Genomic DNA, 23,794 nt, shown 5'->3' with positions numbered 1-23,794 from the left:
CTGCACGACCGCGCTGCTGGGCAGCCGGACCGTCGTGGGCGTTCCCGCCGCCACTTAATAGACGCCCGGCGCCCCCAGCCCGGCGCCCCGCGCCCCCCCCCCCCCTCGGGGTCTGTGCGCTCGTGGGTGGAGGAAGGAGCCGCCCGGCTACTTCTTCTTGTCCTTGTCGCCGAACGGCAGCGCGGCCAGGCCGCCGATGATCACGAAGGCCGCGATCGGGATCAGCACGTAAAGGCCGAGGGTCTGGGCGACGCTCAGGCCGCTACCCGGGTCGTCGCCGTCGTCCCGGGTGAGGGCCATGGCGGGCGACGACAGCAGCATCATCAGCGTGACCGTTGCGGTGACCGCGCCGGCTCGCAAAGCGTTCCTCTTGTCCACGATGCCAACTTACCCGTCACTTACGCCGGGCCGCTCGGCGGGGTCGGCCTTTGGGGCATGTCCGACGATTCCCCGCCCGGCGCCCAGCGGGCGCAGCAGGTCCGCGAGGACGCGGACGTCCGGGGCCGCGGCCAGGGCGTCCAGGGTGACCGGCGTCCCGGAGCCGTCGGCGACCGGCAGGCGCCAGTTCGGGTACTGGTCCCAGGTGCCCGGGAGGTTCTGCGGGCGCGGGTCCCCGACCACGTCCGGCAGCCAGACGCCGACCAGTCCGGCCGGGGTGGCGGCCAGGAATCGGTGCAGCGCGAGGGCCGACAGCGGCTCCTCCGCGCCCAGCAGGCCCAGCCGGACCAGCTCGGCCCGCCAGTCGGCCAGCTCGGCGGCGGCCTGCGCCTGCTCCTCGCCCAGCGGGCGGGCCAGCAGGCCCAGCCGGTGGCGCAGCTCCACGTGCTCGCCGGAGAGCCGGGCGGCGGTGGACGGCAGGTCGTGGGTGGTCAGGGTGGCGAGGCTGCCCGCGCGCCACCGCGGGGGCGGCAGGATCCCGCCCCCGGCCTGCCAGTCCCGCTCGAACCAGAGCACCGAGGTGCCGAGCACGCCGCGTTCCGCCAGCTCCTCGCGGACGCCGGGCTCCACGGTGCCGAGGTCCTCGCCGATCACCGCGGCGCCGGCCCGGTGCGCCTCCAGGGCGAGCACGGCGAGCATCGCCTCGGCGTCGTAGCGGACGTACACGCCCTCGGTCGGGGCGTGCCCGGCCGGCACCCACCAGAGCCGGAAGAGGCCCATCACGTGGTCGATCCGCAGCGCGCCGGCGTGCCGGGCGGCCGAGCGGATCAGCTCGGCGAACGGCGCGTAGCCGGCGGCGGCCAGCGCGTCCGGGCGCCAGGGCGGCAGGCCCCAGTCCTGGCCGTGCGCGTTGAAGGCGTCCGGGGGCGCGCCGACCGAGATGCCGGTGGCCAGGACGTCCTGCAGCGCCCAGGCGTCGGCGCCGTCCGGGTGGACGCCGACCGCGAGGTCGTGCACCAGGCCGAGCGGCATCCCGGCGGTGCGGGCGGCCCGCTGGGCCCGGTCGAGCTGGCGGTCGGTCTGCCAGGCCAGCCAGCGGTGCAGGTCGACCCGGTCGGCGAGCTCGGCGGCCTGCTGCCGCACGTGCGGGGAGCCGGGGTGGCGCAGGCCCTTCGGCCAGTGGTGGTGGTCGGCGCCGTGCCGTTCGGCCAGCGCGTTCCAGACCGCGTACCGCTCCAGCCACTCGCCCTCGCGCTCCCGGTAGGCGTCGAACGCGGCGGTGCGGACGGCGCCGTGCCGGGCCGCGTGGCGCCGGTACTCGGCGTGCAGCAGCTCCAGGGCGCGGCGCTTGAGGGCCCACACCTCGTCGCGGTCGATCAGGCCGTCGTGCTCCAGCACCTCGGAGCGCAGCCGGGCGGCGCGGGCCAGCAGCTCGTCCGCCTCCTCGCGCGCGGCGCCGGTCAGGTAGGCGTACTCGGGGACCTCCTCGACCCGCAGGTGGACCGGGTCGGCGAAGCGGCGGGAGGAGGGGCGGTACGGGGACGGGTCGGAGGGGACGGCGGGCAGGGCGGCGTGCAGCGGGTTGATCTGGAGGAAGCCGGCGCCCAGCGAGCCCGCCCAGGTGGCGAGGTCGGCGAGGTCGGCGAGGTCGCCCATGCCCCAGGAGCGGTCGGAGAGGACGGAGTAGAGCTGGGCGAGGAAGCCCCAGCTCCGGCCGGGGAGGGCGGGCAGGCGCTCGGGGGCGACGATCAGGTGGGCGGTGGCGGCGGGGCGGCCGGGGAGGTCGGCGTGCAGGGTGTGCCGGCCGGGCGGGAGGTCGGCGGGCAGCCAGTGGGCGTGGCCGCGCGGCAGCTCCCAGCGGCCGCCCTGCTCCAGGGCGACGGCGAGCCGGGTGTCGGCGGGCAGGTCGAGCGCGGTGCGGCGGCCGGCCCGGGCCACCACGGTGGGGGGCAGCAGCCGGGCGCGCTGCTCGGCCCGGTGCCGGGCGAGCGCCGCGCGGGCGGCCTCGGGGGCGGCGGCGTCCACACCGAGCGCGGCGAGCACGGCGACCAGGGTGCGGGCGCCGGCCGGCACGCCGCCGGGGCCGCAGCGGGTGTCCACCCCGTGGGCCCGCGCCAGGGCCACCAGTTCGGGCGGGGGCGGCGGCGCGTCCTGCGCCGGCACGTCCAGGCCGTCGGCTCCGTCACGGTCGAGATAAGCGGCCACTCGCGGCTCCTGCGATGTCTCGGCAACGCCCAGTCAGGACAGCCACAGTCCTACCCGGGTGACGGCCCGGTGACCCGGTGGACACACGCGGCCGAAGGGGTGGGACACGGCGGAGGGGAGCGGCCCGGGAGGGCGGAGAGTCCTCTTTAAAGGGGTCTTAAGTCCGGCGTAAATCGGACAAAATCGGCATACCCGTCGACGGCGTTGACACCGGGAAACGTAGCTGGTGGGCTTTGGCGCGATGTGGTTCCGGCCTGGCGAGGAGGCTCCTGTGCAAGCCCGAGTGTCCGAGGTGGCCGGGCGGCGGCTCCGTCAGCAACTGGAGCAGAGCCCGTCGCTGCGCGAGGTGCTCCAGCACCCCGCCGCCCTCGCGGCACGACGGGCCACCGCGCGGACGTGCCGTCAACTCGCGCCCAGGACGGCGGACCGGCTGATCGCGGACCTCAAGGGCACCGAACCGCTGCTCCGCTCCGTGCGGGTCGAGCGCGAGCTGGCCGCCCGTCCCGGGGCGCCGAGCCGGCGCACCCTCCAGGTGGCGGCCACCCTGTCGGCGGCGGCCGTGGTCGGCGGCCTGCTGGTGAGCGGACCGGCCGCGTACGCGCAGGCTCCCGGGTTCGCCCCCGGGCCGGACGTGGTGAGCAGCGCCCCGCAGACCCCGCTCGGCAGCGTGAGCGACCCCCAGGTCTTCCCCCGCCCGCAGGAGCAGCGGGTGGCCGGCAAGCCGGTCACCGTGCCGGGCTCCGTCATCCTGGTCGCCGCGCCCCGGGCGGACCGCGGCGCGGTCGCCGCGGTGCACGAGGTGCTGGGCGTCGCCGGGGCGGCCGCCGTGACCCCGCTGCCGCCGCCCGCGGCGCCGGTCGCCGGCTCGCTGGTGGTGTACGTCGGCGGCGCCGGTGAGGGCGCGGGCGGCGAGACCGACCGGATCCTGCGCGAGCTCACGGCGGCGGCCGGCGGCAAGGAGGGCACGGCGCCGAGCACGGCCGGAATGCCGTCCGGCGGCTACGCACTGGCGGCCGGTCAGCTGCCGGTGGCGTCCGGCGGCAGCTACGGCGCGGTCGTCCTGGCCGGCGCCGACGCGACCGGCACCTTCTACGCGGCGCAGTCGCTGCGCCAGCTGCTGGCCGCCGTCCCGGCCGAGCAGGGCCAGGCGCCGGGCGCCGCCGGTCTCGGCCTGCCCGGGATCACGCTGCGCGACTGGCCCTCGGGCTCCCCGGTGCGCGGCACCGCCGAGGCGTTCTACGGCACCCCGTGGACCCAGCAGCAGCGGTTGGACCAGCTGGACTTCCTCGGCCGCTCCAAGCAGAACCTCTACCTCTACGCCCCGGGCGACGACCCGTACCGCACCTCCCGCTGGCGGGACGCCTACCCGCGCGCGAAGGCCGACGACCTGCGCGCGCTGGCGGACCGCGCCACGCGCAACCACGTCGCGCTCGGCTACGCGATCGACCCGGGGCAGTCCTTCTGCTACAGCTCCGGCAAGGACGCGGACGCGCTGGTCGCCAAGCTGGACGGGCTGCGCGGGCTCGGCTTCACCGCGTTCCAGCTGCAGTTCCTGGACGTCTCCTACGACGAGTGGCACTGCTCCGACGACCGGGCCAGGTACGGCACCGGCCCGGCCGCCGCCGCCAAGGCGCAGGCCGAGCTGGTCGCCAAGGTGCAGGACCGGCTGATCACCGCGAACCCGGGCCTGGCGCCGCTGTCGGTGGTCCCCACCGAGTACCACCAGCAGGGCGCCACCCCGTACCGCACGGCGCTGGCCGACGCGCTGCCGACGGCCGTCCAGGTGGCCTGGAGCGGGGTCGGGGTGATCCCGGAGCGGATCACCGGCACGCAGGTCGGCGACACCGCGGAGCTGTACCGGCACCCGCTGGTCACGATGGACAACTACCCGGTCAACGACGCCACCCCGGACCGGCTCTTCCTCGGCGCCTACACCGGCCGCGACTCCGAGGTGGCCACCCGCTCGGCCGTCATGCTGACCGGCGCGATGCAGCAGCCGGTCGCCTCCCGGATCGCGCTCGCCACGGCCGGGGACTTCGCCTGGAACCCGGTCGCCTACAAGCCGGAGGACTCCTGGCGGGCGGCGCTGCGGTCGCTGGCCGGCCCGACCGGCGCGACGGCGACGCCCACCGGGGAGACCCTGCCGGCGGTCACCGCGCTGGCCGGGAACAGCGTCTCCTCGCCGCTGGCCAAGCAGGAGTCCGGCTACCTGCTGCCGCTGCTGGACCGGTTCTGGGCCACCGCCGAGCCGACCTCGGGCACCGCGCCCGACCTCGCCAAGCTGATCGAGGCGGCCGTCCCGCTGCGGGAGGCGTTCACCGCGATGGCGGGTGCCCAGCAGACCCTGGCCGCCGCCCCGGCGACCGCCCAGCTGGCCACCGAGGCCGCGTCCTGGCTGGCGCCGCTGCGCGACTACGGCCTCGGCGGGAACGCCGCCCTGGACATGCTGCTGGCGCAGCGCGGCGGGGACGGCGGGGCCGCCTGGAAGGCCCGGGTGGAGCTGACCAAGCTGCGCGAGCAGCTGGGCCAGAGCCCGGCGACGGTCGGCGCGGGCGTGCTCGGCCCGTTCCTGGAGCGCGCGCTGCGCGCCGCCGACACCTGGGCCGGTGTGCAGGGCGGCGGCATCACCGCGACCACCACGCTGGGCAGCGCGAGCGACCATCTGCCGGCGCTGATGGCCGACGGCCTCGCGGACACCTTCTACTGGAGTTCGGCGCCGCCGCAGGCGGGCGACTCGGTGGGCCTGGACCTCGGCGGCGGGCGCCCGGTGGGCAGCGTGACCGTGCTGATGGGCTCCTGGGGAAGTGGTCCGGACGGCCCGAGCGCGCTCGACGACTACATCCGCGACGGCGTGCTGGAGTACTCCACCGGCGAGGGCGGCTGGAAGAAGCTGGCCTCGGTGAAGAACCAGAAGTCGGTCTCGGCGCAGCTGCCGGCCGGGACGGTCGTCCGGGCGGTCCGGCTGCGGGCCACCGCCGCGCAGAAGACCGCGGTCGCGGTCCGCGAGTTCTCGGTGACCGCGCCGGACGAGCTGCCGGCCAGTGTCAGCGGCGGTCCGGCCGCGCTGCCCGGCTCGTCGGCCGCCGCGGTGCTGGACGGCAACCCGGACACCGCCTACCGGGCGGCCACCGCGCCGACCGCGCTGGACGAGCCGCTCACCGTCGAGCTGGGCGCCGCCCGGCCGCTGGACCGGCTCACCATCCTCACCGATCCCGGCGTCCGGGCCTCGGCCACCGTCTCGGTGCGCCACCCGGACGGCTCCTGGACGGAGATCGGCACGGTGCAGCCGGGCTGGAACGAGCTGTCGGCCGGCGGTCTGCCCGCCGACGCGTTCCGGCTGGCCTGGAAGCCCGGCGGGGAGCCGCCCGTGGTCAACCAGGTGATCCCCTGGTACGCGGACGCCCCGGCGGCCCGGCTGAGCCTGACCGACGCCTCGGTGGACGCGGTGACCGGGGAGGCCGAGCCGGTGCAGGCGCGGGCGGTCGTCGAGGCCGGGCGGCCGGAGGGTGTCACCGGGGAGCTGCGCACCGAGGTGCCGGCGGTCGCCAAGGGGCTGACCGTGGCACCGGTCACCGGGGTGAGCGTGCCGCGGGGCGGGAAGGTCGGCGTGCCGCTGATGGTCACCGCCGGGCCGGAGACACCGACGGGGACGTACCAGGTGCCGGTGGTGTTCGTGGCCGGGCAGACCACCGTCCGCCAGGTGCTCCAGGTGCACGTGGTGCCGCCGACCGGCGGGCCGGACCTGGCGATCACCGCGCAGGCCACCTCGTCGGCCGACGAGACGGCGGGCTTCCCGGCCGCGGCGGTGGCCGACCAGGACCCGAAGAGCCGCTGGTCCTCGCCGCCCGCCGACGACGCCTGGGTGCAGCTGGAGCTGCCGCAGGCCACCCACCTGGGCTCGGCGGTGCTGCACTGGCAGACCGCGTACGCCGCGTCGTACAAGCTCCAGGCCTCGTCGGACGGCCGGTCCTGGACCACGGTCGCGACGGTGGACAACGGCACGGGCGGCAACGAGACGGTGCGGTTCGACGCGCCGGGCGCCAAGTTCCTGCGGATGCAGGGCGTGGCCCGGGGCACCAAGTACGGCTACTCGCTGTGGGGCATCGAGCTGTACGCCGTCGCCGGCGCGGGCGGGACGGCGGCGCCGTCCGTGCCCCTGCCGGTCGTGCCGTTGCCGACCGTCCCGGTGACGCCGCCGACCGGGACGCCGGGCGGCGGCCAGCAGTCGGGCGGCCAGGCCGGCGGCCCGGCGCCGACCGCCCCGCCGGCCGTGCCGACGCCCTCCGCCACCCCGAGCGGCACCCCGTCCTTCCCGACGCCCGGCCCGAGCGGCACCCCGTCCAAGCAGCCGTAACACGCCCTGAACGGCGGGCCGCCGCGCTCCCCGGCTGGGGGGTGCGCGGCGGCCCATGAGGCGTACCGATGGTTTGACGGGCAAGCCCTTGTGGTGCGGAGGTCAGGCGGAGAGCGGTTCGGGCTGCTCGCCGCGGCGGACGGGTGCGGGGTGGCCGGCGTGCGCCCGGCCGAGCGGCACGGGGTGGACGGCGTCGGTATGGTCGTGGTGTTCGTACTCGCCCCACTGCGGGGCGCGCAGCTGGTCCCCGCCGCCGTACGGCTCCAGGTAGGGCCGCCAGCGCGGGTCCTTGATGCCGGTGCCGATGATCCGCCAGGCCAGTCCGGTGGGCGGGGCCGGCGGCCGCTTCATCCGCCAGCCGAGTTCGGTGAGGTGGCGGTCGGCCTTGGTGTGGTTGCAGCGGCGGCAGGCCGCCACCACGTTGTCCCACCGGTGCTGGCCTCCCCGGCTGCGCGGGATGACGTGGTCGACGCTGGTGGCGGCGGCCCCGCAGTAGACGCATCGGCCGTGGTCGCGGGCGAACAGCGCCCGCCGGGTGAGCGGGACGGGCCCGCAGAACGGGACCCGAACGAAGCGGGTCAGACGGACGACGGACGGCGCCGGAAGGGCGCTGGTTGCGCTGTGCAGAGTGACACCCGAGTCCTCCAGGCTGACCGCCTTGTGATTGAGGACGAGGATGAGCGCGCGGCGCATCGATACGACGCCGAGTGGCTCGTACGACGCGTTGAGGACCAGGACATGCGGCACGGATGCCTCCTTGGACGCCTGCGGCGCGTGGCTCGCGCCGGGACGAGCGGTTGGATCGCGCAACGGGTGCGTGATCTCCCCCAGTGTCGCCTTACGCCTTCGTACGGCGCCACCACTCCTGTGTAACGGACCTGACGTGAACTCCGGGTGTGGCATCTGTCATACCCGGTATGCCCGGGGGCGGAGCGGGTTGCACGCCGGTGCCCCGGCGGGGTGGCGCTGGGCCGGTCGGAGCAGTGCGGAAAACGGCGCGCGGGCGCTCGGACGGGGCGTTCACGCGGATCCGCACGCCCTTCGGACAGCCGATCGGCGTGTCAAGGTGCGGGCCGGGCGGCGGCTAGGGTAGTGCGGACGGTCCCGCAGGCCAGGGGGCGTGCCACCCGGGTGTGCCCGGTGTCGGCGGGCCGTGCCACGACCCCAGCAGGAAGGTCCCGCACGTGTTCCGGTCCGGTGCCGCCGGCCTCCTCGCCGACGCGTCCGCCACGACGCCGGCCTCGACGCCCGTCCCGTCCCCGACTCCCACGGCCCCGCAGTCGCCGCTCGACCTGAGAATCCCGACGAGCGCGCAGGAGGTCTCCGACACCACCCGGCAGGCCGCCGGCTGGTTCGACGAGCACTGGCAGGACTGGCTCGCGAGCGGGATCCGGATCGTCTTCATCATCGTGCTGGCACTGGTGCTGCGGGCGATGGTGCGCAAGGTGATCACCCAGCTGATCACGCGGATGCTCCCGGACGAGGGCGAGGAGGAGCCGAGCCGCCTCGGCGGACTGCTGGCCAACACCGGGGTGGTCAACCCCGAGCGGCGCCGGCAGCGCGCGGAGGCGATCGGCTCGGTGCTGCGCAGCGTCGCCTCGTTCACCATCCTGGGCACGGCGGCGCTGATGGTGCTGTCGGCGCTCGGGATGAACCTGGCGCCGCTGCTGGCGAGCGCCGGTGTGGCCGGTGTGGCGATCGGTTTCGGCGCCCGCAACCTGGTCACCGACTTCCTCTCCGGGGTCTTCATGATCATGGAGGACCAGTACGGCGTCGGCGACGAGATCGACACCGGGGTGGCCACCGGCACGGTGCTGGAGGTCGGCCTGCGGGTGACCAAGCTGCGCGGCGCGGGCGGCGAGATCTGGTACATCCGCAACGGCGAGGTGAAGCGGATCGCCAACATGAGCCAGGGCTGGTCGACGGCCTCGGTGGACGTCCAGGTCGGCTACAAGGAGGACCTGGAGCGGGTCGAGGCGCTGATCACGGAGACCGCCGAGGCGATGGCCAAGGAGGCGCCGTACGACGAGCTGGTCTGGGCGCCGTTCAAGATCCTCGGCGTGGAGTCGGTCGCGGCGGACTCGGTGGTGCTGCGGATCGAGGCCCGGACCGCCCCCGGCAAGTCGCTGAGCGTGGCGCGGGCGCTGCGCCAGCGGGTCAAGCGGGTGCTCGACGAGGCCGGCATCAAGGTCAAGGAGGAGGTCCCGCTCGCCGCCGCCGTGGGTGCCGGCACCGGGACCACCGCCGCGGCGACCGTGCTGGCCACCGCCGCCGTCCCGGGCACCGACCCGGCCCCGCCGTCCGCGCTGTCCGACCCCTCCTCGGCGGGCTACAAGGCGGCCACCCCGATACCGTCCCCGGTCCGCCCGCCCGACGACGCCACCAAGGCCCCCTGACCCCCCGGGCCCCGAATCTGCCCTCCGCCGAGCGGCGGCCTCCTCGGGCGAGGAGGCCGCCGCTCGCCGTAGGGCCTGGCACCCGTCGCCGCTTCGGCCCCGCCGGCCGGCCTGGCCGACCCCACCCCTGCTGGCAACAAGGCCGCCACGCTGACACCGGCCCCACCAAGGTGCCCTGAGACCTCTGCAGGGGCCGGCCGGGAGTTCCCGGCCGAGCGCCTGTGCAGTCATCGGACCGGCCGCATGATGACGGCGGTCGCCAGGGCGAGCGCGGCTCTGATGCGGTTGTCGAGGTCGGTCGGCAGACTGCGTGCTCCCAGTCCTGCGGCGGCCATGGCGGTCGCGAGCTGTCTCCGGTGGGCGCCCGGGAGGCATGCGGCGTGCGGGTGTGCGAGCAGGTCCCGCGCGCTGTACCCCTCCCGGACAGCGCGTACCCGCTCGACCGCGTCCGCGTAGATCCGCCACCCCTGTTCGGAGGCTCCGGCCGCCGTGGCGAGATCGGCGACCGTCAGGGCCAGTCGGGTGTCGAATACCACCGCTTTGTCGCCGGGCACGACGGCACGGTAGGCGCTGATCATGGCGTCGACCTGCTCGGGGTGCGATCCCCCGACGACGAGCGAGCAGGCCACGGTCAGCGCGGCGGCTACGGCGTCTTCCCAGGGCTCTTCCACCGGGCTCTCGGCGAGCAGGCTCTGCGCCGGTTCGAAGTGGCCGTCAGCGGCCATGGCGATAGCGGCGATCTGGCGGCCGTCGAACATGCGGGGGGAGATGCCCCCGGCCTGCTTCAAGCGCCCATAGGCGTCAACCCACCGGCCGGCCCGCGCGAGGGCGCGGGCACCGTCGTGGACGAGGGGGTTGTCCAGCCACTCGATGACCTCGCTCCGGTCGGGGCCGGGGGCGGTCAGGTCGGCGAGGGGTACCAGTGTCCCGTCGAGGACGGCGTCGCAGTCGGTGGCGACGGCGTGGGCCAGTTGTTCGAGGAGAGCGAAGGCGGCGTTGCCGTCGGCCTCCCGGATCCGCAGCAGGGCGAGGTTGACCAGGGGCTCCAGGGCGAGGCAGGCCTTTGCCGGCGGCAGCGGGCGGGCGGCGAGGTAGAGGTTGGCGTGGTTGTGGCACAGGCTTCGGGCCAGGTCGGGCAGACCTCGGTCGGCGGCCAGGAGCGCAGTGAGATTGTGCACACCCGCGGCGTCTACGAGGTTGCCGTGGGCGTCGGCCGACGAGGCGAGTTCGGTGAGCCGGGCGACCCGGATCTCCAGCGGCACGGCGAGGGTCCGTTTGCGCGGAACCAGGGGAAAGCGGCGGAGCGCGTCGGCGAGCGGGCCGGGCGGTAGGAGGGCCGTCATGAGGGTTCCTGGGTGGGTTCGAGGATGGTGGTGGCGGCGGCGTGGGCCAGCAGCGCCTGGTGGTCGTGGCTGAGGCCGAGCCGGTTGGCGTGGAACAGCTGGTGGTGGGCGAGGACCGCGCGCAGGCCGCGCCGGAGCCGACCGCTGTCGGCGAGGGTCCGCAGGTCTCGACCGCATGCGGTGAAGGCGGCGAACCAGGGTGCGGCGAAGGCGAGATGCCCGGCCGTGAGAAGCGCAGAGGTGGGGCCGGTGTCGGCTTGGAGCAGCACGGCGACGCTCGGCAGGAGTCGGCGCCCGATGTCGGTTCCCGGTGCGGTCGGGCGGTGGTGCGCGATCCTCGCCCAGGTGTCGCCGATCTCGTACCAGTCCAGGCCCGCGCCGCGCATCATCGCGGTGCCGAGAAGCACGGACAGCTCACGGCGTTGGTCGTCCACCTCGGAAGCGTGGACGGCCCGCAGGTAGGCGAGGGTGTGGTGGCTGTCGCGGTAGAACAGCCGGTGTGCGAACTCCATGGCATCGCCGCCACCGAAAGCGATCGTCTCGGGCTCGTAGATCACCGGGGTCCAGCGGGCGATCGCGCCAGTGGAGCGGAAGTCCTCCAGCAGCATGCCCACGGCGGTCGTGGCGGCGTCGGCGCTGTCGGCGGTGGCCGGCTGGTAGCGCAGCCGCCATCGGTCGCCCTTGCGTAAGAAGTGCCAGCCGGTGATGGCTCCCGCGCGCGTGAGCGCCGTGAGTCCGGGGCCGAGATGCCGGGCGGCGAGCCCGGTCGCGGCGGGCTCGACCAGATGGAGATGGACTTGGAGCACCGGGGGTGAGGGCTTCTTCACTTCGCTCATCACGGGGGTTCTCCGGTCAGGTGAGGAGCAGACAGCTGTCCCACCTGGTGGTGGCGGGCTGGCCGGGGGTCAGGGCAAGGAGGGCGAGGGCGGTTCCGGCCGTGCCTTCGAGCAGGCCCGCCTCGGTGGGCGGTTCGCTGAGGGTGGTGATCGCGTCAGCTGCCGTGCGGATCCGGTCCGCCGTGACGGGGTCGGTGGTGCGGGCGGCGAAGCGGTGGGTGAGGAGCCGCGTACCGGCGGTGCCGTGGCACAGCGTGTTTCCGGTGAGCCCGGTCAGCTGCTGCGGGTCGGTCAGGCAGCCGAGGAGGGCGCGTTCGGCGAGACTCTGCCGATGGTGATCTCCGGTGGCGAGGGCGGCCAGGTGCTGGGCGTGGGCGATGCCGGGCGTGCCATAGCACCAGGACGGGCGGAGCGGGCCTTTCTGGAGGCTTCGGCCTTCGCGCTCTTCGGCGGGCGTGACGGCTTCGGGCCACCACGGTCCGGTACCGGTTTCCTGCTGCCAGGCGTCGAGCCAGTGGGTGATCCGGCCGATCGCCTCCTGGTGGCCGGGGACCCGGATGCCGTCGGTCCACGTCAGGGCGAGGAGGGCGAGCGGGCCTGTGATGCCGTGGGCCAACCCGAGGTTGCCGTGCCCTCCCGGGTAGTGGGGCGAGTTGTCACCGGAAGGCGCGATGTCGGTCCACCAGCCGGGCAGGCCGTGCAGCGGTTCGGTGAGGCGGACCAGGTAGGTCAGCACGTCGCGCAGCAGGTGGCTGTCGCCCCGGGAACGCAGGGTGACGCCGAGTCCGGTCATGCCGTAGACGAGGTCGTACTCGGCGAAGATCGGCCGTTCGAGCCGGGTGATGCGCCGGTGGGCAGCGGCCAGGCGCCGTTCGGTCATCCGGTCGACAGTGGCATCCAGCGCGGTGATCTGCCGCTCGAAGCTGCGGGGCCCGGTGGAGGCCTGACGCAGGACGTGAGCGACGGCGGGGGCGCCGAAGAACAGGCCGGTTCCGGGAGTGGAGAACACCGGTTGACGCAGGCAGGCCGCGATCCAGGCGTGCGCCGTCTTCCAGTCGCCGGCGCCGGTGGCGGTGCGCGTGATGTGGAGCAGGGTGACGCCCGGGGCGCCCTTGGCCAGGGACTGCCCCCACTTGGCGGAGGTGCTGTCGGGCGGGGTGAGGAGCGGTTCGGTGAGCGCGGCGAGCAGGTCACGGTCGGTGGTGGTGGTCATCGGGGCTTCTCCGAGGTCCGGATGCGGGTCAGGGCGGCGGCTCGGGCGAGCCGGTGGCAGGCCCGCTCGTGGTCGGGATCGATGCCGATCGCCCGCGCGTGGTGCAGGTGCAGCAGCGCGCCGGCCACCTCGTCCGCCTCCGGGTCCTTGTGCTGGTCGAGCAGGTGGCGGTAGTCGGCGAGGGCTTCAGTGCGTTCGTGCCAGGCCCCGGCCAGGGCCTGGCCGGAGGCGGTGGTCTCCAGTGCGGGCCGGGTGCCCGGTTGCCCGGTGAGGGCGATTGCCTGCCGGTGGACGGCGCGGGGAAGGGCCTGCTCGATGTGGCGAGGAATGTGTTCCAGGAGCCAGCGCGGTCCGGCATCGGTTCCGAGCAGCCCGCCGGCCAGGAGCAGCATGCTCGCCGCGGTCACGGCCGTCCGGTCGGCCTTCGTCTGCTCGATGTGGGCAAGCTGGGCGAGGACGGCGCGGGAGTCGGCGGCGAATACCTCCTCGGCCTGGTGCATCACCGCGCTCCGGCCGTAACGGCCGTTCTCCGGTTGGTAGGTGTCCAGTTGGAGACGGGTCAGCAGGCCGGCTGCACGAAGGTCGGCGGCCCATGCTCCGATCCTCTCGGCGGCCACGGCGAACGCTTCCGGGGCCGGCAGCGCGATCCGCAGGCGCAGGTGCGGTTCGGGGTTGGTGTGGCGCAGGAACCACCAGGTCGGGTCGTCGCCCCAGCGGCCCAGCAGGGCGGGCACGCGGGTCAGGACGTCGTCCGCCCTGGCCGGGTTGCCGTACAGGCGGGCGTACACCCAGTGCGACGCCCCGGGCAGATGCCCATCCCGGTCGCTGGTGGCGTGGACGGGCCGGAGGCGGGTGGGCGGCAGCGGGGTCCGGGTGGAGTGCAGTTGGAAGGTGATCTCGTGCGCCCGGCCTTCGCACCAGCCGTTCGCCCCGGACGCTGGAGCCTCGGTGAGGACGGCGGTGGTCTGCTGGGTGAGGTGGTCGCGCAGCAGGACCAGGTGCTCGGGCAGGTCCAGGTCGAGGGGCAGCTTCAGGTCGCGCTGGGTCAGATGGACCCTGGCCGGGGTGCGGTAGAGCTTCAGCCACGAGCGCGCGGCGTGCTCCCACTCGGCCCAAAGGGCTTCCTGGGGCGGCAGGTCGCCGGCCGGGAGGTTCCAGCGGGCCGGGGAGAGGACGACTCGGCCTCGGCGCAGCCGCGGCAGGAAGGGCAGCTTCCCGGCGGCTCCCCAGTCGAAGCCGGTGTACACGGGCGTGAACGCCCCGGTGATCTCGCACAGGAACCGGGCGAGAGGCTGGGTGTGTGCCCGGAACTCGACCGCGTTCAGCACACGCGGCTCGACGGGGCGGCGGTCGGCCAGGGAAACCAGCCACATCCGCCGTTCGTCCGCACACACGCCGAGGCCGTCCAGGAGCAACGGGCCCGTGTCGGAGCCCGGGTACTCGCCGAGCGGCAGCACCGGAAGGAGCGCGGGTGTGCGGGCGACGTTCTCGACACGGGTGAACAGCGGCGGCACGGAGACCTGCACCGGCCGCGCGTCGGTGCGGAGCGTCGGTGCTGCGGAGATCGCCGCCACCAGGGCATCCCGGTCAGCCTGGTCCAGGAGGTGGAGGAAGCGGCCCGTGGTGGTTCCTGCGGCTCGGGGGGCGGCCACCACCGTCAGGGTGAAGGCGCCCGCGTTCAGCGCCTCGTTGTCGGCGGCGGCCAGGTGGACGGTGAGTTCCGCGTGTGGCTGGACCGTCACCGGGGCCACGGGAGCCAGCTGTTCGAGCAGGCGGTCGTCCAGGACGCGTTCGATGCCGCCTTCGATCGCGGCCTTCTGGGCGAGCGCGAGCAGGCGGGCGTCGCGGCGCCCGAGCCTGGCCGGCGTCTCGGCAAGCAGGGAGTCCCGGTAGCGGGCGGGGAAGCCGAGTCCGGTGTCGGGGTTCAACAGCTCGGTGACGGGCACCACGGCCCCGGGCCCATACCGCTCGGTGAAGCGGGCGTGGTAGTCGAGCCAGACCGGGCTGCCTCCGGGGTGCGGGCTGAGCCGGGTCAGCAGCGCGACGGCGCCGGTGACTTCCCGCACGACCCGCTCGGGCAGCGTCAGCGGCCCGGCGTCCAGCCGCAGGTCGACCATCAGCGGCGGGCCGGCCTCCGTACCGTCGACCATCGATGCCGTGATGGCCGACCGTGCCGACCGTTGTTCCCCGGGGTCGTCGAGGCGGTTGTGGCGCTCCAGCGCGGTGTGGAGGCTGCGGAGGTCGGCGGTGATCCCGGTGGCCTCGGGGACGTCGTCCGCTCCGGCCTGTTCAAAGGCTGTGAGCAGGGCACTGAGCGGATCGGTGGCGGTCATGGGAGGACGCAAGCCGCTCAGCAGCACGCGCTGCCGGACCAGCTCGCCCAGCAGCAGCCGGACCCGCCTGGGGTGCGCGTCGCGGAACTGCCGCCGCAGACGGTCGGCGAGCGCGCCGAGCGGCACCGGCTCACAGGCGCCTTCCAAGGCGGCCAGAACCGCCCGAGTGGCACGCACCGAAACCTCGACCGGCGCGCTGCCCGCCGGGTGCGACTGGACCGGCAGCACGATCCGCTCCCCGTGCATCACGCGAAGGCCGTTGGCCACCACAGGCAGCCGGTCGGCCAGCAACTCTTCCAGTTGGTCGATAACACCGGCCAGCCACCGCGCGTCGACCCGGGCCACCGCCCGCCCCGCGTCCCACACCGGGGCCGTCGCCTCGTCCCCGATCGGGCAGGCCGTCACCCCGGCGAACAGGCCGAACGGGGTCGCCCTGCCCTCGGCCCGGAGGGTGTAGTGCATCACCGTGGCCGTCAACCGACGCAGCCGCGAGGTGCCGATCGGGCCTCCCGCGATCACTTCGCGCACACGGCCGGTCAGCTGGACCCCTGCCGCAGCCTCGATCGCAGCCTCCAGCTGAGGGTCGGCCCAGGCCGAGCGGAGCCAGGATCGCCAGGCCGCCATTCCGGCGGGGGTGCGGTCGGCGAGGTCGGGCCATCGCGGCGTGGCATCGGCGGGGCGTGCCGAGGCGCGAATCAGCGCCGGTCCGACAAGGCGGTACAAGGTGGTTCACCTCCGGGATCCGGGAAGCGCGAGGCCCGGGTGCGGCGGGCTGTGGAGGAGCCGCACGCCGGGCCTCTGGTCATGAGCGGCAGGAAGGATCAGACGTTGCCGCCGCCGCTGGCACAGGCCGAGCCGCTGCAGGTGCTGCCGCAGTTGTCGTCGGTGGAGCGCAGAAGGGCGGCGACAGGGTCGGCGCCCTCCACGATTCGCAGGTCCAGGTCGAAGTCGCTGCCCGGCACGGGCACGGACGGGGTCTCAAGGGTGCCGATCACGGTGGTTCCTCCGGTTTCGTCGGTGGTGCTTGGCTGCCTGGTCGCGGGTCACGGCCAGGTGATCGTGAGCCGGACGTGCCGCTTGTCGATGACCGGCCCGTCCGGGAGCTGGTCGTCGGGGGTTCCGACGGGGTACGCGGTGAAGACCGGGCCGGGTCCGGTGTGGTGGTAGCGGGTCCAGACGCCGACCTGTTCGGCGATCAGGTCCGCGAGGCGGTCTCCGTCGGGGCCGAAGCCGTGCGCGCCGAACTCGAACACCGCCGGGTCGTCGCCGATCTTGCGGAGCGCGAGGTAGGCGAGGCTGTCGCCGTCCACCACGAGCGGGCAGGCCATCCTGTTCGCCGGGGCGACGGTCTTGGTGTCCAACTCGGGGTCGACGGAGATCAGGCCGAAGCCCGGCAGCACACTGGCCAGCCACAGGTACAGCGAGTCGAACGGCTCCTGGCTGCCGACCGTCACCTGCGTCCATCGCTCGACACGCGGTGTCTCCAGGACGCCCGTGAGGCGGCTGACGTCGGGCCGGTCGAGCTCGTCGAAGCGCAGCCCGACCTCCTTGGTGCCGCGCGGCAGGACCAGGTGTTCGTCGTGCGCGCCGGCGCCCTGCATCTTGACGAAGCCGCACACCTCGGCGCTCACGCTGACCAGGCGCCCGCCGTCGCGGCGGAAGCTGATCGAGCGGGTCAGGCCGCGCATCCGCAGCGGCACGGTGATCGTCCCCCCCTCGGCAAGGCCGTCGATCCAGGCGGGCGGCAGGTCCCATGCGCCAGCCGTGACGAGGATCCGGTCGAACGGTCCCCCGTCCACGGGCTCGGAGCCGTCGGCCAGCACCACCTTCACCCGGCTGTAGCCGGCCTCGTCGAGGAAGCGGGATGCGCGGTCCGTGACGAACGGGTCGATGTCGACCGTCGTCACCTCCCCTGCCGGTCCGACGAGTTCGGCGAGCAGGGCGGCGTTGAATCCGCCGGATCCGATCTCCTCCACGCGCATCCCCGGGCGGACGTCGGCCTGTTCCAGCATCAGGGCCTGGATCTGCGCCGCCGAGACCGAACTCACCGCGATGCCGTGCTCGTCGCGCTTGGTCACCAGGGCGTTCACCGGCTCGTAGGCCTCGGTCAGCGACACTTCGGGGGCGAAGACGTGCCGGGGTACGACCCGCAGGGCGTCGGCCACGCGGTCCGTGCGGATCGTCCCGTCGGCTCGCAGGGCCTCGACCATGGCCGAGCGCAGCTGCACATCGGGATCGACGGTCTTCGGCAAGGTGGACATTGCGGCAACTCCTCTTTCTAGAAGCCGCGTTGAGCGCAACGCGGACAGATCAGCCCCAGAGATACAACGACCGGCCGCGCCAAGCGAACCGGCCCCCGGGAGTGCGGGCTACGCCGCCACCCCGGGCCGGACCTGGTTCAGGGGGCGGAAGCAGACGACCTTGCCGCCCTTGAGCGGGGTGACGTGCCATTCGCTCAGCTCGGAGAGCAACCACAGCCCCCGGCCGCTCTGATCCATGAGGTCGACCCCGCTGCGGCGCTCGACGGGAAGCGAGCGCGAGTCATCGAACACCTGCACCCATATCCCGGCCGCCCCGTCGCCGATGCACGAGACGAGGAAGCCGCTGCCGGCGTGCGTGACGCAGTTCGTCGCGACCTCGCTGGTCAACAGGGAGAAGTCTTCGGCGCTGACGCCGAAGAAGAAGCACGCCTTCTCGACGAAACGCCGGGCCGCGCCGACGGATCGCGGTGTGCAACTGAAAGCCGCACACATGGCGAAGTCATCGATCTCATCGCGGTCATGGGGGTGATGCTCAACGGACATGGACGCCCTCTCTGAGCAGGCAGGAAGCGGCTCCGCGCAAGCAGTCATGGCTACCTTCCGCCACGCCACGGTCACGTCCCGTGCTCGTCGAGTGTGACGCAGAGCGCAGTCCACTTGCAAGCCAGATAGGCAAACCAATTGTTTGATCTTGAAACGGACTTGAGTGTGCCACCGTCCAGCGGCAAGACTGGCGCGAGCCAACCGAGAGGGGACATGTCCCATGGCGACCATGCGAAGCGACCCGCCATCGCACAAACTGCTGCGTCTCGGATCCGAGTTGCGCGCTCTGCGGATCGAGGCCAACGAGACCCTGCACCATGTCGCGGGCGCGCTGGGAGCACGGTGGGACACGTCGAGACTCAGCAAGATCGAGCGCGCCAAACTCCCCATCGGCAAGGCGGATCTGGAGCGCCTGCTCGACCATTACGAGGTTCAAGGCGAGGATCGCGTTGAACTGTTGGACCTCCTCACAGACGGTCCGAGCGTGAAGTGGTGGCGTGACCCCGAGTTCGCGCCGGTCATCACGCCGGCTTTCGCCGAGTTCCTGAGCCTGGAGGCAGAGGCTTCCGAGACCCTGGAGTACACGGCGGGCAGCACCTTTCCAGGCCTGGTCCAGACTGGCCGCTACGCCGCCGAGGCGATCGGCGCGGGAATCGACGGTCCTGGTGACGACCAGATCGAATCCGGCGCCAAGGTCCGGACCCTGCGCCAGCGGCGCCTCACCGACGAACCGCCGCTGAAGCACACGGCCTATTTCAGCGAGGTCGCCCTTCTGTTGAAGGGCGACCTCGACATCCTCGCCGACCAGATCCGCCATGCCGTCAACGTGGCGGATTTCGATCACGTCACCTTGCGGATGGTGCCGCTGGACGCGGGACGGCGGGGCGTCCTGGCCTCTGGGCTTGTACTCATGCGGTTCACGGAGCCTGCGGCGCAGCACGTATTCCTCGAAGCCGTCGGCGGTATGCTCAACCGCGGGTCAGGGCGCGAAGTGCGCCGGGCGGAGCGCGCGTTCGAGCGCCTGGACCGGCTCGCTCTCTCATCCCAGGACACCATCGCCGCGTTGCAGAAGAAGCTGGAAGAGATCTCGTGACCATTCCGCACGACCCGTACGCCCACGACCCCGAGACCGCCTTCTGGGCAATCTCCCAGTACTCGGCGGACAACAGCGGATCCTGCGTCCGGGTGGCGCACTTCAACAACGGCGATGTCTGGCTCGGTGACGACAAGCACCTCGACCGGCCCCACCTCGCATTCCGTCCGGACGAGTGGGCCGCGTTCGTGAAGTCCATCAAGAACGGCGACCCGAACTTCCCGGCCGCCTGACCTCATCGCGGGTGCACTTGAGCCCCGCCGCCCGAGCAACTCGGGCGGCGGGGCTTCGTACTTTGATCACGCACCCCGGCCTTAGGTCTTCTCGGCTGCGTAGGAAGTCGGCCCAGCCGACTTCCTACGCAGCCGCAGAGATTCCGTCGCCGCTTCGGCCCAGCCGAAGCGGCGACGGGTACCAGCCTCTGCGACAAGGGCTGTCCCTTCTTCGGAGTGGCGGCCCCCTCAACCGAGGGTGCCGCCACTCCTTCAGCTTGTGATGGGGGCCCCTCGATGAATCGAGGGCCCCATCACAAATCGCCCTCTCCCGATCCTCATGAGTCTCTTCTTCGAGGCCGGCCGGTACAGGGCCGCGGTCCGGCCCGTAGCGAGTCGGCGTCCTCCGGTGAAGGGCCGCCAACTGGGTGATGGCCAGGTACGCGGCGACGAGCCTGAGCGGGCCCGCGTCCAATGACGCGGGCCCGCCTTGTTGATCCGTTCCAGTTGCCCTGTGGTTCATTCCCCGTCCCGCCGCGATCACGATCGCGGCGGGACAGTGAGAGCCAGCAGTACGTCACACCCTTGACCCTGGCCTTCCCCTCTCCCGCGACCCTTCTCTGGGCGGCGGCCTCCTCGCCGCAGGAGGCCGCCGCCTCACAAATCCGCCTTCTCTCATTTCTCATGAAGTTCTCTTTTCGAGGTCGGCCGGTGCGGGGCCGCCTGCGGGCCGGTAACGAGTCGGCATCCTCCGGTGGAAGGACCATTGACACCCCGCTGACGGGGACCGTACGGTCCTGTCCCGAGCGACTGGAAAGTTTCCTAACAGTTCGCCACGAGCCGTCGGCCGACCAGGGGAGGGAGGATCTTCGCGTGACCAGGAACACCGCCAAGTCTCCCCTCGCCGGCACCCCCAGCTTGCTGCGTGCCATCAACGACCGCGCCGCGCTGGAACTCCTGCTGGAGAACGGGCCGCTGTCCCGCACCCAGATCGGCACCCTGACCGGGCTCTCCAAGCCCACCGCCTCCCAGCTGCTGGCCCGCCTGGAGGCGGCCGGGCTGGTGCTGCCGGTGGGCACCACGGCCGGCGGGCCGGGCCCCAACGCGCAGCTGTACCAGGTGAACCCGGCCGCCGGCTACGTCGCCGGACTGGACGTCACCAACAGCCACGTCCGGGTCGCGGTCGCCGACATCACCGGCACCACGCTCGCCGAGCACGTCGTGCCCACCAAGGGCTGGGCGGCGGCCGAGACGGTGCCCCGGGTCGCCGCGGCGGTCGCCGGGACGGCGCGCGCCGCCGGCCTCGCCGAGGGCGCCCTGCACACCGTGGTGATCGGCGTCGGCGGCGCGCCGGACCCGGTCACCGGCAAGCTGCGCTACGCCTCCCACCTGCCCGGCTGGCACGCCCCGCGGCTGGCCGAGGGCCTCGCCGCGGCGATCGGTGCGCCGGTGACGATCGAGAACGACGTGAACCTCGCCGCCGTCGCCGAGCAGTCCTCCGGCGCGGCCCGCGGGTTCGAGGACTTCGTGCTGCTCTGGGCCGGTGAGGGCATCGGCGCGGCGATCGTGATCGCCGGCCGGCTGCACCGCGGCTTCACCGGCGGCGCCGGGGAGGTCGGCTACATGCCGGTGCCCGGCGCTCCGGTGGTCAAGGACGTCCGCCGCCGCAACTCCGGCGGGTTCCAGGAACTGGTCGGCGCCCCCGCCGTCCGGGCCCTGGCCAAGGAGCACGGGCTCGGCGCGCCGACCGCCGAGGAGTCGGTCGCCAGGGCGCTGGACACCCCGGGCGCGGGCGACGCGTTCCTCGCCGAACTGGCCGCCCGGCTGGCCGTCGGACTGGCCGTGATCGTCGCCGTCGTCGACCCCCGGCTCGTGGTGGTCTCCGGCGGGGTGCCGAACGCGGGCGGCGAACGGCTGCGGGCCCTGGTCGCCGAGGAACTGGCCCGGATCGCGGCTGCCCGGCCCGAGGTCCGCGGCAGCGCGCTGACCGGCTCGCCCGTCCTGCTCGGCGCGCTGGAACGCGCGCTGACGGCCGCCCGTGAGGCGGTCTTCTCCACACACTGACGCCCGACGGACAAACAGCACCGACCGCACCGCACCGCGCTCCCCCCGCAGCCCGACGCTCCACCGCACGCCCTGCACCCACCTCTCCCCTACCCCCGAACGCGGGACCCGAGGCAATGACGCCTGCCCGCGCAGCCCCAGGAGGACCTCGAAGTGCACTCCACCACCTCCCACTCCCGCAGAGGCCGCCGCACCATCGCCGCCGTGGCCGGCAGCGCCGTCCTCGCCCTGCTCGCCACCGCCTGCACCGGCAGCAGCGACGGCTCCGGCAGCGACGACTCGGCCAGTGGCAAGGACGTCACCATCACCTTCTGGCACGGCTGGAGCCAGGACTCCGAGGTGAAGGCGATCAACGACAACATCGCCGCCTTCGAGAAGGCCCACCCCAACATCAAGGTGAAGGCCGTCGGCAACATCGCCGACGACAAGGTCAACCAGTCGCTGCGGGCGGGCGGTGACGACGCCCCCGACGTGGTCTCCTCGTTCACCACCAACAACGTCGGCATGTTCTGCTCGACCAAGGCGTTCGTCGACCTCAAGCCGCTGCTGGCCAAGGACGGCATCGACGCCGCCAAGACCTTCCCGGCCGCGATGCTCGACTACACGCAGTTCCAGGGCAACCAGTGCTCGCTGCCGCTGCTCGGCGACGCGTTCGGCCTGTACTACAACAAGAAGGCCTTCGCCGCCGCCGGCATCACCTCCGCGCCGAAGACCTTCAGCGAGTTCGCCGAGGCCGCCAAGAAGCTCACCATCGCCGAGGGCGACGGCTACAAGCAGCTCGGCTTCATGCCGCTCTACCACGGCTACGAGTCGACCACCGAGCACTTCCTCGGCCAGTACGGCCCGACGTACTTCGACGGCTCCGGCAAGTCCACCATCGCCACCGACCCGAAGGTCGCCGCGATGATGAAGTGGCAGAAGGGCCTGGTCGACCAGCTCGGCGGCTACGACAAGCTGGACAAGTTCCGCTCCACCTTCGGCGAGGAGTTCAGCGCCAAGAACCCGTTCAACACCGGCCAGGTCGCGATGGCCATCGACGGCGAGTGGCGCACCGCCTCGCTCGCCACCGACAAGCCGGACATCGACTGGGCCACCGCGCCGTTCCCGGTGCCGGACGACCAGGCCGACACCTACGGCCGCGGCTACCAGACCGGCACCATCGTCGGCATCGCCAGCACCAGCAAGAAGCAGGCCGCCGCCTGGGAGTTCGTCAAGTTCCTGACCACCGACACCGACGCGGTGGTCTCCTTCGCCAACGCGATCCACAACGTGCCGAGCACCCTCGCCGCGCTGGAGTCGCCGAAGCTGATCGCCGACGAGAACTTCAAGACCTTCGTGAACATCGCGAAGAACGCGCACTCCGGCACCACGCCGGCGGTCGTCAACGGCGGCGGCTACATCGTCTCGCTGCAGAACCTCGGCTACGACTACGAGTCGGGCAAGCAGGGCGACCTCGCGGCCGGCCTCGCCGCCACCGCCAAGGAGATCGACGCCGCCATCGCCCAGGCCAAGTAGCGGCCTCCCCCGCGCGTCCGGCCCGTCCACGGAGCACCCATGTCACTCGCGTCCGCCACCCGCAAGGGGGCCGGAGCGACCGCCCCGGCGGCGCCTCCCGTGCAGCAGCAGCTGCGCCGGAAGCGCCGCCGGGCGGCGGCCCGCAACCTGGCCTTCCTCTCCCCCTGGCTGATCGGCTTCAGCGTCTTCTTCCTGTACCCGCTGATCTCGACCATCTACTTCTCGTTCACCAAGTACAACGGCTTCGGCTCGCCCTCCTTCAGCGGCCTGAAGAACTGGGACTACGTCTTCAACGACCTCCCGGCGTTCTGGCAGGGCCTGCGCAACACCCTGTGGCTGGTCGTCATCATGGTGAGCCTGCGGGTGGCGTTCGGCCTCGGCATCGGGATGCTGATCACCAAGATCAAGAGCGGCGTGGGCTTCTTCCGCACCGCCTTCTACCTGCCCTACCTGGCCCCGCCGGTGGCCGCCACGGTCGCCTTCGCCTTCCTGCTCAACCCCGGCACCGGCCCGGTCAACCACTTCCTGGGCGAGATCGGGCTGCCGCAGCCCGGCTGGTTCGCCGACCCGAACTGGTCCAAGCCCGCGCTCACCCTGCTCGCCATGTGGGGCGTCGGCGACCTGATGGTGATCTTCATGGCGTCCCTGCTGGACGTCCCGCGGGAGCAGTACGAGGCCGCCGAACTCGACGGCGCCGGCCCGTTCCAGCGGTTCCGGTACGTCACCCTGCCGAACATCTCGCCGATCATCATGTTCGCGGTGGTCACCGGGGTCATCCAGACCATGCAGTACTACACGCAGGCGATCGTCGCCGCGAAGGTCGCCAGCGGCAACGCGGCCGGCTCCGGCCAGCAGTTCGAGCCCGGCTATCCGTCCGGCTCCACCTGGACGCTGCCGCAGATGGTCTACAACCTCGGCTTCCAGCGCTTCAACTACGGTGCGGCGTGCGTCGTCGCCCTGGTGCTGTTCGTCATCTCGATGGCCGTCACCTCGGTGCTGCTGCGCCGCCGGTCCGGCTTCATGGCCAACGACGACTAGCGGGGACACG

17 protein-coding genes are annotated in these 23,794 nt (G+C 73.1%); 7 read left to right on the top strand and 10 right to left on the bottom strand.

The features are described 5' to 3' along the window. Nucleotides 1-147 precede the first annotated feature (147 nt). On the bottom strand, nt 148-378 hold the full coding sequence (locus tag ACFU9E_RS13660; RefSeq protein WP_355368356.1) for a hypothetical protein: 231 nt from the start codon (nt 376-378) through the stop codon (nt 148-150). A 9-nt stretch (nt 379-387) separates the two neighbouring features. After that, nucleotides 388-2,541 (bottom strand): 4-alpha-glucanotransferase, encoded by a 2,154-nt coding sequence (malQ, locus tag ACFU9E_RS13655; protein WP_380685898.1) that lies wholly within the window; start codon nt 2,539-2,541, stop codon nt 388-390. 313 nt (nt 2,542-2,854) lie between these two features. On the opposite strand from malQ, the gene ACFU9E_RS13650 reads away from it, so the two are divergent. Then, nucleotides 2,855-6,937, top strand: coding sequence for a beta-N-acetylglucosaminidase domain-containing protein (locus ACFU9E_RS13650; protein ID WP_380685893.1), 4,083 nt, complete (start codon nt 2,855-2,857; stop codon nt 6,935-6,937). Nucleotides 6,938-7,039: 102 nt separating this feature from the next. On the opposite strand, the gene ACFU9E_RS13645 is transcribed toward ACFU9E_RS13650, so the two are convergent. Beyond that, nucleotides 7,040-7,684 carry an HNH endonuclease gene (locus tag ACFU9E_RS13645; protein ID WP_355368362.1) on the bottom strand — a complete coding sequence of 215 codons (645 nt, stop codon included), beginning with the start codon at nt 7,682-7,684 and terminating at the stop codon, nt 7,040-7,042. A 437-nt stretch (nt 7,685-8,121) separates the two neighbouring features. Here ACFU9E_RS13645 and ACFU9E_RS13640 point away from each other — a divergent pair, with 437 nt between their 5' ends. Further along, entirely contained in the window at nt 8,122-9,333 is a 1,212-nt protein-coding gene (locus tag ACFU9E_RS13640; RefSeq protein WP_380685896.1) for a mechanosensitive ion channel family protein, read from the top strand. A gap of 227 nt (nt 9,334-9,560) precedes the next feature. On the opposite strand, the gene ACFU9E_RS13635 is transcribed toward ACFU9E_RS13640, so the two are convergent. From ACFU9E_RS13635 to ACFU9E_RS13605, 7 genes are all read right to left on the bottom strand, one after another. Further along, complete coding sequence (locus tag ACFU9E_RS13635; RefSeq protein WP_380685594.1) at nt 9,561-10,676, bottom strand: hypothetical protein; 1,116 nt, start codon at nt 10,674-10,676, stop codon at nt 9,561-9,563. Continuing rightward, nucleotides 10,673-11,512, bottom strand: a complete 840-nt coding sequence (locus ACFU9E_RS13630; protein ID WP_380685592.1) for a thiopeptide-type bacteriocin biosynthesis protein — start codon at nt 11,510-11,512, stop codon at nt 10,673-10,675. The genes ACFU9E_RS13635 and ACFU9E_RS13630 overlap by 4 nt, the downstream gene beginning before the upstream one ends. Nucleotides 11,513-11,528: 16 nt before the next feature. Further along, nucleotides 11,529-12,725, bottom strand: a complete 1,197-nt coding sequence (locus tag ACFU9E_RS13625) for a lanthionine synthetase C family protein (RefSeq protein WP_380685590.1) — start codon at nt 12,723-12,725, stop codon at nt 11,529-11,531. After that, entirely contained in the window at nt 12,722-15,682 is a 2,961-nt protein-coding gene (locus ACFU9E_RS13620) for a lantibiotic dehydratase (protein WP_380685588.1), read from the bottom strand. The genes ACFU9E_RS13625 and ACFU9E_RS13620 overlap by 4 nt, the downstream gene beginning before the upstream one ends. A gap of 197 nt (nt 15,683-15,879) precedes the next feature. Next, on the bottom strand, nt 15,880-16,053 hold the full coding sequence (locus ACFU9E_RS13615; RefSeq protein ID WP_380685586.1) for an FxLD family lanthipeptide: 174 nt from the start codon (nt 16,051-16,053) through the stop codon (nt 15,880-15,882). Nucleotides 16,054-16,101: 48 nt separating this feature from the next. Further along, a complete protein-coding gene (gene fxlM, locus ACFU9E_RS13610) occupies nt 16,102-17,319 on the bottom strand; it encodes a methyltransferase, FxLD system (protein WP_380685584.1) in 1,218 nt (405 codons plus the stop codon). 108 nt (nt 17,320-17,427) lie between these two features. Beyond that, nucleotides 17,428-17,862: an ATP-binding protein gene (locus tag ACFU9E_RS13605; RefSeq protein WP_380685582.1), complete on the bottom strand. Its 435-nt coding sequence runs from the start codon at nt 17,860-17,862 to the stop codon at nt 17,428-17,430. A gap of 220 nt (nt 17,863-18,082) precedes the next feature. Between ACFU9E_RS13605 and ACFU9E_RS13600 the strand changes: the two genes are divergently transcribed. The 5 genes from ACFU9E_RS13600 to ACFU9E_RS13580 all read left to right on the top strand — a co-directional run bounded on the left by ACFU9E_RS13600 (nt 18,083) and on the right by ACFU9E_RS13580 (nt 23,784). Beyond that, complete coding sequence (locus ACFU9E_RS13600) at nt 18,083-18,955, top strand: helix-turn-helix domain-containing protein (RefSeq protein WP_380685580.1); 873 nt, start codon at nt 18,083-18,085, stop codon at nt 18,953-18,955. Further along, entirely contained in the window at nt 18,952-19,188 is a 237-nt protein-coding gene (locus ACFU9E_RS13595; protein ID WP_380685578.1) for a DUF397 domain-containing protein, read from the top strand. The genes ACFU9E_RS13600 and ACFU9E_RS13595 overlap by 4 nt, the downstream gene beginning before the upstream one ends. Nucleotides 19,189-20,040: 852 nt before the next feature. Next, nucleotides 20,041-21,231: an ROK family protein gene (locus ACFU9E_RS13590; protein WP_380684945.1), complete on the top strand. Its 1,191-nt coding sequence runs from the start codon at nt 20,041-20,043 to the stop codon at nt 21,229-21,231. 153 nt (nt 21,232-21,384) lie between these two features. Further along, on the top strand, nt 21,385-22,746 hold the full coding sequence (locus ACFU9E_RS13585) for an ABC transporter substrate-binding protein (RefSeq protein ID WP_380684944.1): 1,362 nt from the start codon (nt 21,385-21,387) through the stop codon (nt 22,744-22,746). Between the two features lie 39 nt (nt 22,747-22,785). Beyond that, nucleotides 22,786-23,784: a carbohydrate ABC transporter permease gene (locus ACFU9E_RS13580; protein ID WP_380684943.1), complete on the top strand. Its 999-nt coding sequence runs from the start codon at nt 22,786-22,788 to the stop codon at nt 23,782-23,784. Nucleotides 23,785-23,794: the final 10 nt, after the last annotated feature.

This window comes from Kitasatospora sp. NPDC057595 (assembly GCF_042800875.1).
In the GTDB taxonomy this organism is placed as follows: Bacteria; Actinomycetota; Actinomycetes; order Streptomycetales; family Streptomycetaceae; genus Kitasatospora.
Note: the sequence above shows the minus strand (reverse complement) of the source record. Positions and strands in the feature narration are given on the sequence as shown.

Bases quoted from the DNA above. Each gene is read 5' to 3' on its own strand.
- fxlM (WP_380685584.1), bottom strand. From the start codon at position 17,319: ATGTCCACCTTGCCGAAGACCGTCGATCCCGATGTGCAGCTGCGCTCG.
- ACFU9E_RS13635 (WP_380685594.1), bottom strand. From the start codon at position 10,676: ATGACGGCCCTCCTACCGCCCGGCCCGCTCGCCGACGCGCTCCGCCGC.
- ACFU9E_RS13580 (WP_380684943.1), top strand. From the start codon at position 22,786: ATGTCACTCGCGTCCGCCACCCGCAAGGGGGCCGGAGCGACCGCCCCG.
- ACFU9E_RS13605 (WP_380685582.1), bottom strand. From the start codon at position 17,862: ATGTCCGTTGAGCATCACCCCCATGACCGCGATGAGATCGATGACTTC.
- ACFU9E_RS13600 (WP_380685580.1), top strand. From the start codon at position 18,083: ATGGCGACCATGCGAAGCGACCCGCCATCGCACAAACTGCTGCGTCTC.
- ACFU9E_RS13625 (WP_380685590.1), bottom strand. From the start codon at position 12,725: ATGACCACCACCACCGACCGTGACCTGCTCGCCGCGCTCACCGAACCG.
- ACFU9E_RS13630 (WP_380685592.1), bottom strand. From the start codon at position 11,512: ATGAGCGAAGTGAAGAAGCCCTCACCCCCGGTGCTCCAAGTCCATCTC.
- ACFU9E_RS13620 (WP_380685588.1), bottom strand. From the start codon at position 15,682: ATGGCGGCCTGGCGATCCTGGCTCCGCTCGGCCTGGGCCGACCCTCAG.